General features: G+C 36.7%; 12 protein-coding genes. 2 read left to right on the top strand and 10 right to left on the bottom strand.

Annotated features, from left to right (window positions below; translation table 11 throughout):
* The 10 genes from ACMHJ2_RS03700 to gpmI form a co-directional block, all read right to left on the bottom strand.
* Nucleotides 1-1,590 (bottom strand): BCCT family transporter, encoded by a 1,590-nt coding sequence (locus ACMHJ2_RS03700; RefSeq protein WP_413511611.1) that lies wholly within the window; start codon nucleotides 1,588-1,590, stop codon nucleotides 1-3.
* A gap of 209 nt (nucleotides 1,591-1,799) precedes the next feature.
* Nucleotides 1,800-3,425, bottom strand: coding sequence for an L-glutamate gamma-semialdehyde dehydrogenase (gene pruA / locus ACMHJ2_RS03695; protein WP_413511610.1), 1,626 nt, complete (start codon nucleotides 3,423-3,425; stop codon nucleotides 1,800-1,802).
* A 98-nt stretch (nucleotides 3,426-3,523) separates the two neighbouring features.
* Nucleotides 3,524-3,910: a Co2+/Mg2+ efflux protein ApaG gene (gene apaG, locus ACMHJ2_RS03690; RefSeq protein ID WP_413511609.1), complete on the bottom strand. Its 387-nt coding sequence runs from the start codon at nucleotides 3,908-3,910 to the stop codon at nucleotides 3,524-3,526.
* Nucleotides 3,911-3,928: 18 nt separating this feature from the next.
* Nucleotides 3,929-5,173 carry a DUF5103 domain-containing protein gene (locus tag ACMHJ2_RS03685; protein WP_413511608.1) on the bottom strand — a complete coding sequence of 415 codons (1,245 nt, stop codon included), beginning with the start codon at nucleotides 5,171-5,173 and terminating at the stop codon, nucleotides 3,929-3,931.
* Nucleotides 5,174-5,184: 11 nt separating this feature from the next.
* Nucleotides 5,185-5,850 (bottom strand): hexitol phosphatase HxpB, encoded by a 666-nt coding sequence (hxpB, locus tag ACMHJ2_RS03680; RefSeq protein ID WP_413511607.1) that lies wholly within the window; start codon nucleotides 5,848-5,850, stop codon nucleotides 5,185-5,187.
* A gap of 69 nt (nucleotides 5,851-5,919) precedes the next feature.
* On the bottom strand, nucleotides 5,920-6,690 hold the full coding sequence (locus ACMHJ2_RS03675; RefSeq protein WP_413511606.1) for a class I SAM-dependent methyltransferase: 771 nt from the start codon (nucleotides 6,688-6,690) through the stop codon (nucleotides 5,920-5,922).
* Between the two features lie 13 nt (nucleotides 6,691-6,703).
* Nucleotides 6,704-7,522 (bottom strand): type I methionyl aminopeptidase, encoded by an 819-nt coding sequence (map, locus tag ACMHJ2_RS03670; RefSeq protein WP_413511605.1) that lies wholly within the window; start codon nucleotides 7,520-7,522, stop codon nucleotides 6,704-6,706.
* Nucleotides 7,523-7,637: 115 nt separating this feature from the next.
* A complete protein-coding gene (locus tag ACMHJ2_RS03665; protein ID WP_413511604.1) occupies nucleotides 7,638-8,303 on the bottom strand; it encodes a VOC family protein in 666 nt (221 codons plus the stop codon).
* Between the two features lie 133 nt (nucleotides 8,304-8,436).
* Complete coding sequence (locus ACMHJ2_RS03660; RefSeq protein ID WP_413511603.1) at nucleotides 8,437-8,655, bottom strand: hypothetical protein; 219 nt, start codon at nucleotides 8,653-8,655, stop codon at nucleotides 8,437-8,439.
* A gap of 100 nt (nucleotides 8,656-8,755) precedes the next feature.
* Nucleotides 8,756-10,273: a 2,3-bisphosphoglycerate-independent phosphoglycerate mutase gene (gene gpmI / locus ACMHJ2_RS03655; RefSeq protein ID WP_413511602.1), complete on the bottom strand. Its 1,518-nt coding sequence runs from the start codon at nucleotides 10,271-10,273 to the stop codon at nucleotides 8,756-8,758.
* A 460-nt stretch (nucleotides 10,274-10,733) separates the two neighbouring features.
* Here gpmI and ACMHJ2_RS03650 point away from each other — a divergent pair, with 460 nt between their 5' ends.
* Both ACMHJ2_RS03650 and ACMHJ2_RS03645 read left to right on the top strand, forming a co-directional pair.
* Nucleotides 10,734-11,480, top strand: a complete 747-nt coding sequence (locus ACMHJ2_RS03650) for a murein L,D-transpeptidase catalytic domain family protein (RefSeq protein WP_413511601.1) — start codon at nucleotides 10,734-10,736, stop codon at nucleotides 11,478-11,480.
* Between the two features lie 223 nt (nucleotides 11,481-11,703).
* Nucleotides 11,704-12,177, top strand: coding sequence for a MoaF-related domain-containing protein (locus ACMHJ2_RS03645; RefSeq protein ID WP_413511600.1), 474 nt, complete (start codon nucleotides 11,704-11,706; stop codon nucleotides 12,175-12,177).
* Nucleotides 12,178-12,240 lie beyond the last annotated feature (63 nt).

Raw genomic sequence — 12,240 nt, 5'->3', positions numbered from 1 at the left:
TTAGTTGTTTTGTTGTTCATCAATCAAATCAGAAATAATTTCCTTGTAACTTCTTTCTTGTTTTGATTTCATTTGTTTGGTTCTTTTATTCAATTCTTCTTGTAATCCTTTTTGCAAGCTATAACACAGAAGTAAGAGAATGAAAGCAAAGGGGAGTCCAGTTATAATTACTGCCGTTTGCAGCGCATCTAAGCCTCCTCCCCAAAGGAGTACAATAGCGATTAATCCTTGTAAAAAAGACCAAAACACGCGTTGCCAAACGGGAGAGTTTCCTTCACTTCCGGAGGTAATATTGTCAATAACTAAGGAACCTGAATCGGAAGAGGTAATAAAAAAGGAAAAAATCAGAATAATAGCTACGATAGACAAGAAGTTTGCAAAAGGAAAGTTTTCCAAGAAAACAAACAAAGCGGTGGAAATATCTTCTTTTACGGCGTAAACCAAGGTCATATCGCCTTCTAAAATGGTATGTAAGGCACTTCCACCAAACACATTCATCCATAAAAGCGTAATTAAGCCAGGAACAATGAGTACCCCTAAGATAAATTCTTTAACCGTTCTACCTTTTGAAATTCGAGCAATGAAACTTCCTACAAAAGGCGACCATGCAATCCACCAAGCCCAATAGAAGATGGTCCAAACGTTTTGCCAACCGGAGCCTTTATACGTATCATTCCACGTACTGATATCGATGAAATTAGCTAAGTAGGATCCTGTATTTTGTACATATCCCTTTAAGATAAAGAGGGTCGGGCCTAAAATGAATATTAGTAGCATAAAACCTGCTGCCATATACATATTGACGTTACTCAATAGTTTTACCCCTTTATCTAAACCAGAATAAACCGAGATAGTTGCAATACTAATAATCCCGAGAATAATTCCTGCTTGAAGTAAAGGAGATATTTCCCAACCATAGAGGTATTTTAATCCCGCAGTAATTTGAGTTACTCCTAGTCCCAACGAAGTGGATAAACCAAAAACGGTAGCTAACGTAGAGAGTATATCAATGATATGTCCCCACCATCCGTGTATTTTTTCCTTTAAGAAAGGATAAAGTAAGGAGCGAAAGGTCATGGGTAATTTCTTATTGAAGCTAAAGAAAGCTAAGGCAAGGCCTACGATTGCATAAATTGCCCAAGCATGTAATCCCCAGTGTAAACTGGTAAATTCCATCGCTTGAATAGCTGCGTCAGTATCAGTATTTGTTGGTCTTGGAGGATTAAAAAAGTGTGAAACAGGCTCTCCAATACTAAAGAACATGATTCCAATTCCCATTCCTGTACTGAAAAGCATCGCAAACCAGGACGGTTTTGAAAATTCGGGTTCAGCATCATCTCCACCTAGGCGAATACTACCATATTTACTAAAGGCTAAATACAGCGCAAAAATGAGGATAATATTAACGGTTAGGATAAAAAACCAACCAAAGTTCTCCGTTACAGCCAATTGACCGATGTGAAACCATCCCCCAACTTTAGTGGGGAAAAGAAGACATACAGCAATTAATGCAATAATAAGAAATAAGGAGGTAGTAAAAACAGGTGGGTTAATAACCAGCTGTTTGTTGTCTATTAATTTTTTAAACATGAGTTATATACTATTTGTTAATAATTATAACTCAGTACTTTAAGGATAAAAATGGATCTTTTTCTTCTGAAAAAGAATAAAAGCAAAATATAAAAGTAATTTTTACTTAATTGTTCTAGGGTTATTCCGAGAATAAAGCTAGCTCAATCCCAATAAAAAGCACTGAATTGTGAAAGAAAAAGGCGGTTTGTTAACCGCCTTTGTATGTTTTATCCTAAGAAAGGATATTTGTAATCTTTGGCAGGAATAAATGTTTCCTTAATTGTTCGCGGTGATACCCAACGCAATAGATTCAAGATAGACCCTGCTTTATCGTTAGTACCCGAAGCTCTTGCGCCTCCAAAGGGTTGTTGACCTACAACAGCACCTGTTGGCTTATCATTGATATAGAAGTTACCTGCTGAGTTTACTAAAGCTTCTGTTGCCTCTACAATAGCATAACGACATTGAGAGAAGATAGCTCCTGTTAACGCATAAACAGATGTTTCATCTACTAATTTTAATGTTTCTGACCATTTAGCATCTTCATAAACGTAAATCGTTAAAACAGGACCAAATAATTCAGTCTCCATCGTATCGTATTTAGGATTTGAAGTTAAGATAACTGTCGGTTCAATAAAATAACCCACTGATTTATCATATTTTCCACCTAATACTACGTCTGCGTCTTTAGCTGCTTTAGCTGCTTCAATTGCTTTAGCTAATTTGTCAAAAGAACCTTCAGAGATTACAGAAGAAACAAAGTTAGAAGGATCTTCAGGAGAACCCATTTTGATGGTTGCTAAATCCGCAGCCATATATTCTTGAACTTTAGGCCATAAAGAAGCAGGAATATACGCTCTAGAAGCAGCCGAACATTTTTGTCCTTGGTATTCAAAAGCACCTCTTGTTAAAGCAACAGCTACTTCTTTTGGACAAGAAGATGGATGTGCTATCACATAGTCTTTTCCTCCTGTTTCCCCAACGATTCTTGGGTATGTTTTATAGTTGTTGATGTTTTGTCCAATTTTTGCCCACATGCTGTTGAAAACACCTGTTGATCCTGTAAAGTGGATTCCAGCGAAATCAGGACTAGCTAAAAGGGTATCTGTAATCATGGCAGAATCTCCGTAAACTACGTTGATTACGCCATCAGGTAAACCTGCTAATTTGAATACTTCAACAATTACTCTTGCAGAATAGATTTGTGTAGCTGAAGGTTTCCAAACAACTACATTCCCCATCATTGCAACAGCAGAAGGTAAGTTTCCAGAAATTGCCGTAAAGTTGAATGGTGTAATAGCATATACAAAACCTTCTAAAGGTCTGTGTTCAAGTCTGTTCCAAACTCCGTCTGCAGATAAAGGTTGTTCTGAATAGATTTGAGTCATATATTCTACGTTGAATCTCAAGAAGTCAATAAACTCACAAGCCGCATCAATCTCCGCTTGGTGTAAGGTTTTTGCTTGAGCGATCATCGTAGCAGCATTGATTTTTGCACGGTATGGACCAGCTAATAATTCAGCCGCTTTTAAGAAGATAGCTGCTCTGTGCTCCCAAGGCATTACAGCCCATTTTTTCTTTGCTTCTAAAGCCGTAGAAATTGCTTTCTCTACTAAGGCTTTATCAGCTTGGTGATAAACGCCTAATTTATGTTTGTGATCAAAAGGTGGGAATAAATCTTTTGTATTTCCAGTTCTGATTTCTTCTCCACCAATATATAATGGAATATCAACTAATTGGCTATATTGCTCTTTGAAAGAGTTCAAAGTCAATTCTCTCTCTTGTGTTCCTGGCGCGTATGATTTAACAGGCTCATTAATTGCACTGGGAACTTTGTAGAATCCTTTTGACATAATGTACTTTTTATCGGGTTTATTAAAAATATATAATTACAAAGATAATTAATTTTCATAGAACTATCGGTTTTCGCAAACCAGATAAGTTATTGGGCTTAGTTTAAAATAAACGGAGCGACTAATCTAAAAAAGGGAATTTCAACGGCAATCATCTGTTGATCAATTGTTCGGATTACATTGTAATGCCCTTGCATAGCTCCAGAAGTGGATGTCAATACACAACCACTGCTGTAGGTGTATTTGTCATGGGGTAAAATCAAGGGTTGCTCTCCAACAACACCCAGTCCTTCTACTATTTCTTTGGCTTTGAGTGAATCGTGAATCTCCCAATGGCGAGAGTGAATTTGAATAGGTGAATCACTGTGATTTTCGATGGTAATCTCATAACTAAAAGCATATTGCATGCTATTACTTCGCTGAAAAAAACCTTCATACAGGGTTTCTACGGTTACAATTACTCCCTTGGTTTGTTTAGATACCATACTGATATGCTTTTGGGGTTAGTAGGTTATTTGTTCTGCATTGGCTTCTGCGAAACCGATAACGCGATCATATAAATCGGTATTTCCTCTATAATATACTAAAATTTGATATTTATTGGTTGTCAACGCGTGATTTCCATCTGGATTGTTTTGTGTACTTACTTTGCCGTTTTGTACGGCTGTTAGATTGTAATTGGTAAAACCTTGTTTAATGAGAATTGCTTTTTCGAAGCGCTCGGTTTCCGTGTTGTATTCCATTTGATGTTCGGGTGTTAACTCATAATTGTTAAACATTCCCGTCAGGTAATACACTGTGTTTGTATCTTCTGAAACGGGCAGAAAAGAGAAATAAACCCAGCTGTATTCGGCCTCAATAGTTGCTTTATTGCCATAGATATTTCTCACTTTAAAGGAGCCATTAATATCTGGAAAGTAGGAGTATTTTTTATCTAACCATCCTGTAATCGGATAGAGCGTGGTTTTGTACATATCATTTTCTCTTCCGTTGGCGTAAATCATATTATTAGATTGTCTCAAATCACTATTGTCAAAATAACGAAATTGATTGCCTCCCCAGAAACTTGTTTCCTGATCGTATTTGTAAATTAAATCAGTTCCAATGGTATATTGAGGGGGAACTTTGGTAATATAAGAATCCCAACGGCCATTTTGAAAAAGAGCTACTTTGATATTGGTTGTAGGTGTTTGATAGTTTTGTTCACCCAATTTGAGGGTCAGCTCTAGGGTTTGTTTGGTATCGATATACGTTAAGTCTCGGGCTCTTTTTACTTGAGCACCAACACCAATCGTCGTTTCATACAACACAAATTTGCGGCGAATGACAACTTGATCGTCTTCATCGTAAATTTCTAAAACGTAGTTTCCACTTTTTGTTATGCGGTAGACTGAATTGGGAAGGGTTAGTGTATAATGGGTATACATTTGTAGCGTATTGAATGAATTGCTATAGCTCTGAATACGCTGATTGTCCATCCCTTTTATATATTCAATGGGTCTAAGTTGCGAAGGCGTCCAGTCGTAATTATACGCTTTTACACGATAGTAGTAATTGCCTTCATCTCCATATAAATCATCAAATTCAATAGTAAAACTTTCATTCAAAGGAAAGAAGGGTACTACAGCCCTATCATTTTCCATAAAAGCAGCTGCTTTGATATAGTTAGCGGTATAATCTTGTGTTTTTTGCGCCTGAACGAGGTAGGTGCAAAAAAAGAAGAGGAGCATCCATTTTTTTTTCAACATTAGCAATGCTATTAGAGGGTTTCGTGATTTAAAGCTAAGAAATTTTCTTCAAATTCCAGTAAACTAACTAATTTTCTATCAGCTAAATCAAATTTCGGGTTGGTGTAGAATTCGGGTTCAGGCACAATAAAAACGGTCATTTTCGCCGCTTTACCTGCGGTTGCTCCTGTAAAAGAATCTTCAATCACAAGGCAATTTTCAGGTTGGCTGTGCACGTTTTTCGCCGCTTGTAGATATACATCTGGCGCTGGTTTGCCCTGAGGAACATCCAAGGCAGATACTGTAGTTTGAAAGAAGTTAGCGATATTTAATCGCACTAAAACCGTTTGAATTAATGAAGGGGATGAATTTGTAGCTAAACCAATTTTAAAGTTGTTGGCTTGTAAATAGGTCAAGGTAGTTAAAACCCCTATTTTTATTTCACCTTCTTGGCGAATTAATTCATCCACGCGATCAATAACCGCTTGTTCGACTTCTTCAATGGTTTTACCTTTCCAAGGAAATAAAGCATACCAAAGTTCAGTAACGGCTCTAGTGGTTTGTCCTGTTGTTTGATGGGCTATTGTTTCATTCCATTGACAGCCAACAGAGGTAAAAACCTCTTTTTCTGCTTGTTGCCAAAATTTCTCTGAGTCAATTAAAACGCCATCCATATCAAAAAGTACGGTCGTAATCATAGTCAAAATACGTAAACTAAAAATAGTTGTACGAAGATACACAAAAGCGATAGAATGAGAAAGGAAGACTTAGCTTGGTTTGAAACAAACGGGAATTATCTCTCCTGAAGCTAAACAGTATTGTTCTATTTCTTTTGGGGTAAGTTTTTGGGTATAATCTTCTTCTACAACTGTAAATCCAATTTGTCTAAGCTTGTCAAAATAGTCCAAGCCATAGACACGCACATGATCATACTGACCAAAAAGCAAGGTGCGTTCTTTGGGGTCAGTAATGCTGTCATCTTGGAAAGTCGTTGTTCTTGTTAGCTCTTGGGGCACTTGAAAGATTCCCATTCCACCCGGTTTTAAAATGCGATACAATTCTTGCATGGCTTTGGTATCATCGGGAATGTGTTCCAAAACGTGATTGCATAAAATCACATCAAAAGAGTTATCCGCAAAAGGAAGGTTGCAGATATCTGCCTTAACATCTGCTAACGGAGAGGCTAAGTCTGTGGTTGTATAGGTTAAATTTGCTTGTTTCTTGAATCGTTTGTAAAAGGCTTGTTCTGGAGCGAAGTGCAACACTTGATGTGGAGCAGTGAAAAAATCAGTTTCTCTTTGCAAGTACAACCATAGCAAACGGTGTCTTTCTAAAGACAATGTACTTGGAGAAAGCACATTGTTTCGCTGCTTGGCATAGCCATAGGGTAAAAAACTCTTAAAGCGCTTGCCATCAATAGGATCGATATATTTATCTCCTTTGAGGTACCACGCAAAAATCGGTCGAACAAGATAACTCAACCGAATTAATATCGGTCGAGGTATAACGTTCAGTATGGTTTTAAAAAGTTTTTTCACTAGGGATAATGAATTATAAAACTAAAGGATTAGCTCTAAATTCATCTTCTTCATTACTTTGAATCCCCAAAGCTTGATAAATGTATTGGAAAGTAGATAATAATTCTGGTTTTCCGTTTACTAAAGCAACATCGTGTTCAAAGTGGGCAGAAGGTTTTCCGTCACGGGTAACGATGGTCCATCCATCATTTAATTGCTTGATGTTTCTTGTTCCTAGATTAATCATAGGCTCAATAGCAACTACCAATCCTTCGACGAATTTTTTACCTTTTCCAGGTTTGCCATAATTAGGCATTTCAGGTCCTTCGTGCATTTTAGTTCCCAAGCCGTGTCCTACTAATTCGCGAACTACGGTATATCCCGCTTTTTCACAATAACGTTGAATCGCACTTCCTACATCTTCTACGCGATTTCCTAATCTGAATTCGCGAATCCCAACGTAAAGAGATTCTTTCGTTATTTGTAATAAACGCTTTGTTTCTGGAGCTACTTCACCTATTTCAAATGTATAGGCATGATCCCCATAGTAACCATTCATAATTGTACCACAGTCTACGGAAACAATATCCCCTTCTAGGATGGGCTTATCTGTAGGTAATCCATGTACAATTTGCTCATTTACACTTGTTAAAAGGGTTGATGGGCATCCATATAATCCTTTAAATCCCGGTACTGCACCGTGATCTCTGATGAATTCTTCAGCTTTTTTGTCCAATTCTAAAGTCGTTACTCCTGGCTTTAGCTCTGTTGCAAGCATCCCTAATGTTTTAGAAACTAAAAGGGCACTTTGTCTCATCAACTCAATTTGTTCTAGCGTTTTTGGAATGATCATACTTTATTTATTTAAGAAGAACAAAATTACGGTATTCCATTGAATCAAAAAAATTTGACAAAACGGATTTTTTAGAAATGCTGTTTTTCTTTGGAATTGAAAACAAATCTTTGTTTTAGTCCCAGTCCATCGTTTGAATGGTATGAATATTTCCTTGGGATTCTAATTGTAGGGTCGCGGGACTTTTCTCCGCTAACAATGGAGTGGGATACCAAGTTCTCGTTGGAGCAACAAGCACAAGCAGTCCTTGATCATCACCAATCGCACAAAATTCGGGAAGCGGGGTTGATTTGCTAAAAAATTCCGTTCCTAGTTGTTGGTTGATGGCTTCAGCTGTTTCAATGGGATTATTAGTAACTAAACCTATTTCACTAATATTCAAGATTTCTTTAGGAGAAAAAGCTTTTCCTTTGGCGATTTGAATGTCTTCTCTTGCTATAAACTCTAGTAGGTTGCTATCGAGATCCCAAAAATAGATGGATTGGGCTTTCCAAGTATCAAAATGAGTGATGATTTCGTTTTTAGGCGAAGGAAGTAGGTCTATGTTATTTGCTTGGGCCCAGGCAATCGCTTGTTCTAAGTGATTGGTTGCAATATTGAAGGCAAAGTGATATCGCGCCTTACTCGTATTATTTGCTGTAAAGGAAAGTTGCGTATCTCCCGCTTGAAAACGAACGGTTGTATCTGTTTGCTCTAGCGTCGTTAAACCTAAGGTATGTTGGTAAAAATCTAGGATACGATTTAAGTCACTGGTTTCTAATTGTAGGTCTATTATCTTCATCTCTTTTATCGTTTTTGTTTATAGTAAAGGTAGATGGAATGTAGACTTAACATGAGCTAAGTGTATTGTTTAAAATAATGCAAGCATAAGTAATATCAATGGGTATAACAGTAAAAAACCCTTTTTTTTCGTATTATAAGTTAGTGAATTTAGGCTCTAGTTGGAGTAAGTCACTAGCAACTTGTGTCAGTTTTCCTTTTTCAAAGGCAAATAGTACAGAATCTCCTTTGATGATTTCGTTTGAGTTGGGTTCATTTTGCAATAAATCTAAAAGGAAACGCTTGCGGTATTTCCCTCTCATATTCGAATTGTAAGTCTTGTCATTGATGACATAAAGAGGTATGTTGAGCACCTGGTTTAGTAGTATTAGTAGTCACGAAGATAAAAAATTAAGCAAGGAAAAACGCGCTTTGTACAATTTACAAAGCGCGTTTTTCCTTTTTTCTAATTTTTTACACTAAAGCATGTCTTTTCATTTCTTCAGGTTGAGGTAACCCCATTAATTTTAGAATAGTAGGTGCAATATCACCTAAAACCCCATGATTAATGGTTTTGATGTCTTTATCTACCAAAATAATAGGCACGGGATTGGTTGTATGGGCAGTATTCGGTGATCCATCTTCATTTTGCATGGTTTCGCAATTGCCGTGATCGGCTAATACAATCGTGGTGTAATTGTGGATTAAAGCCGTTTCAATGACTTCTTTTACGCATTGATCTACAGCTTCACAAGCTTTAATAGCTGCTTCCATCACCCCTGTATGACCCACCATATCTCCATTGGCAAAATTCAAACAAACAAAATCTACGTCTTCTTTTTGCAATTCAGGAATCAAGGCATTTTTGAGGTCATAGGCACTCATTTCGGGTTGTAAATCATAAGTAGCTACTTTGGGAGAGGGACATAAGATGCGTTGCTCTCCCTCAAAAGGCAATTCTCTACCCCCAGAAAAGAAGTAAGTTACATGTGGATATTTTTCCGTTTCTGCAATGCGAATTTGTTTCTTACCGTTTTGCGCAATGATTTCTCCCAGGGTATGGTGTAAGTTTTCTTTGTCATATACCACGTGAACATGCCTAAAGGTATCATCGTAATTCGTCAAGGTAACAAAGTATAACGACAAAGCTTTCATTTCAAATTCAGGATAATTATCTTGGGAGAGCACTTGTGTTAATTCTCTACCGCGATCAGTGCGAAAATTGAAGAAAATCACCACATCATCACTTTTGATAGTTCCAACAGGGTGATTTTCTTTATCTACCCTAACAATCGGTTCAATAAATTCATCTGTGATGTTATTGGCATAACTCGCTTCAATACTTTTTACAATATCGGTTGAATGAATGCCTTTTCCTTCAACTAATAAATGATAGGCTTTCGCGATTCTCTCCCAACGTTTGTCGCGATCCATTGCATAATAACGGCCAATAACAGAGGCTACCTTCGCAGGCGAAAAAGCAAGGTGCTCTTCTAATTTAGCCAGGTGTTTTACACCCGATTTAGGATCTACATCGCGTCCATCTGTAAAGGCATGTACATAAATATCTTGTAAGCCAAAGTCAACAGCGGCATCTAGTAAACCATATAAATGCTTTTCGTGTGAATGTACACCTCCATCGGATAATAAACCTAAAAAGTGAACTTTCTTCTTGTTGTCTTTTGCATATTTAAAAGCCTCTTGAAGCACGGGTTCATGGGCAATGGTTTTGTTTTCAACGGCCATGTTGATGCGCACTAAATCTTGGTATACAATTCTACCTGCGCCTAAATTCATATGACCTACTTCAGAATTTCCCATCTGACCTTCAGGTAACCCCACGTTTAATCCATCCGTTAAAACATAGGTATTGGGATATTGGGTATATAAACTATCGATGAAAGGTGTATTCGCTTGCTCAATAGCGGATACTTTTGGATCTTGAGTTTTCCCCCAACCATCTAATATCATCAAAATTACTTTTTTATTCATAGTTGTGTTTTTTTAGTTTGATTCAATCTTTACACAAATTTACAGATTGTATTTTAACGTTCTACTTTTAAATGGCAGATTCGACTATTTTATTTAACCTTGAATATAGGGCAGGGAGGTATTCCTAGAAAAAGGGGAATTCTTAGTGGTATCCGTTGCAATTAAAAATAAAATAAGATTTTGTATCCCTCTCCTTTTGCTGTGATTTGCTCGTTTTTATTTCTGTATGAGTACTTTACTGCGTATTTCGGTTTTTAAAGTAAACGCCTTGTAGAAGATTGGTTTTCGAGATTGAACTAAAACGTAGTTTTTATTCAATTAAAAACCTTCAATACGTAAGATTTCATTAAAAAAAACACAATTATTGCCTTAGTTGGGTGAGAATCATTTGTTTGGTAAGAATATTTTTTTATTTTTACGACTTCGTAAATATAAATAACCCCTTAGCAAAGCGTATAAAATGAATTACAAGCAGTGGATAGTGGCTTCGGCCGCTTTGGTATTAGTTGGTGCAGGGATTGCCAAAAATTCAATACAATATGAGGTTACATCCGTTAAGTTGGATACTGATAAAATAGAAAAAAAAGAATTAAGTGCGGAAGAGCGATTTGAATTGAAAGCGAACACGCTTTTTCAAACGTTGGATTTGAAAGCTTTTAATTCGCCTACTGAAAAGGTATTTACCATGGCTTTGAAGGGGTATTTTAAGATGCAGGAAGAAGGCTTGATTAAGAATGAGAAATTGACCATCGTCGATTTTAGTGTATCTTCTACCCAAAAGCGTTTATGGGTGATTGATATGGCAAATAACAAGGTTTTATTAGAATCTGTTGTCGCACATGGAAAACGAACAGGAGATGAATTTGCGACTGTGTTCTCTAATAAAATTAATTCGCATATGAGTAGTTTAGGTTTCTATAAAACAGGAGAAACGTATCAAGGGAGTAATGGATTTTCAATGCGTTTGGATGGATTAGAAAAGGGAATTAATGACAATGCACGTACCCGTGCTATTGTGGTTCACGGAGCAGATTATGCCTCACCTCTTATGGCTTTAAAGCAAGGAAGATTAGGCAGAAGTTACGGTTGCCCTGCCGTTCCTAATGAAGTGAATAAAGAACTGATTGACCTAATTAAAGACGAATCGTGTTTGTTTATTTATTCTACACAACAAGAATATCTAAATAAATCCAATTTTTTGATTTAAGTGAAGTAAATGCGCAAGCTTTAATTCGCTAAAAGTGTCCAAAATACCCTGGTGTTTTGGACACTTTTCGTTTAGGACGTATTTAAAAAGGACAGGGACAAAGCGATTTTTTATTAAATTTGAATGACTTCTCAATTGGAAATTTGATTGTGCATTAAAAACCAAGAAGTAAAGTCAATCTAACAAAGGGAAATAATTATAGATTCTCCTAATACTAGAAAAAATGAAAAAAATCAGTTTACTACTACTGCTAGCTTCAATAGGCTTGTCCTCCTGTACGCAAACGAAAAAACAGGTGAATGAGCAAATAAATTCGGAAATAAATGAAAAAGACAACAGTGCAATAGGTCGTTCGAATTTCAAAGAAGAAAATCTGGAGTTAATTGAAAAAAAAGCAGTTTTAACTTATCCAGACTTTACCGCATACATGACGTATACTTCAGCTACGAGCTTGCATTGGAAGACGGTTCAAAAGAATGGACAAATAGCGGAAGGCGATGAGGTAATTAGCTATAAAAAAATCAGCAATGGGATCTTTTTTCTCAATTGGATTGAAAAAGACGGCTTTACGGTGAGTCAAATTGTCGATGTTCAAAAGGGCAAAGTAAGTGCGTTTTTAAGCTTTGAAGATGATAAAAGTGAACAGGGTAAACGAAGTTCTATTTTTACAGAAGCAACCTTTCGATTTGACGAATAAATTGATACAAGGATGAAAACAAATACCCCGTTAGTACGTACTAACGGGGTATTTGTTTTCAAG

Origin of the sequence: Myroides odoratus (genome assembly GCF_965118575.1) — a bacterium.
Lineage (GTDB): Bacteria > Bacteroidota > Bacteroidia > Flavobacteriales > Flavobacteriaceae > Flavobacterium > Flavobacterium odoratum_B.
This window is presented reverse-complemented; position numbering and strand designations above follow the sequence as displayed.

Excerpts from the sequence above, each read along its gene's own strand:
- ACMHJ2_RS03700 (WP_413511611.1), bottom strand. The coding sequence starts at position 1,590 with ATGTTTAAAAAATTAATAGACAACAAACAGCTGGTTATTAACCCACCT.
- ACMHJ2_RS03665 (WP_413511604.1), bottom strand. The coding sequence starts at position 8,303 with ATGAAGATAATAGACCTACAATTAGAAACCAGTGACTTAAATCGTATC.
- apaG (WP_413511609.1), bottom strand. The coding sequence starts at position 3,910 with ATGGTATCTAAACAAACCAAGGGAGTAATTGTAACCGTAGAAACCCTG.
- hxpB (WP_413511607.1), bottom strand. The coding sequence starts at position 5,850 with ATGATTACGACCGTACTTTTTGATATGGATGGCGTTTTAATTGACTCA.
- ACMHJ2_RS03650 (WP_413511601.1), top strand. The coding sequence starts at position 10,734 with ATGAATTACAAGCAGTGGATAGTGGCTTCGGCCGCTTTGGTATTAGTT.
- ACMHJ2_RS03645 (WP_413511600.1), top strand. The coding sequence starts at position 11,704 with ATGAAAAAAATCAGTTTACTACTACTGCTAGCTTCAATAGGCTTGTCC.
- pruA (WP_413511610.1), bottom strand. The coding sequence starts at position 3,425 with ATGTCAAAAGGATTCTACAAAGTTCCCAGTGCAATTAATGAGCCTGTT.
- ACMHJ2_RS03685 (WP_413511608.1), bottom strand. The coding sequence starts at position 5,173 with ATGTTGAAAAAAAAATGGATGCTCCTCTTCTTTTTTTGCACCTACCTC.
- map (WP_413511605.1), bottom strand. The coding sequence starts at position 7,522 with ATGATCATTCCAAAAACGCTAGAACAAATTGAGTTGATGAGACAAAGT.
- gpmI (WP_413511602.1), bottom strand. The coding sequence starts at position 10,273 with ATGAATAAAAAAGTAATTTTGATGATATTAGATGGTTGGGGGAAAACT.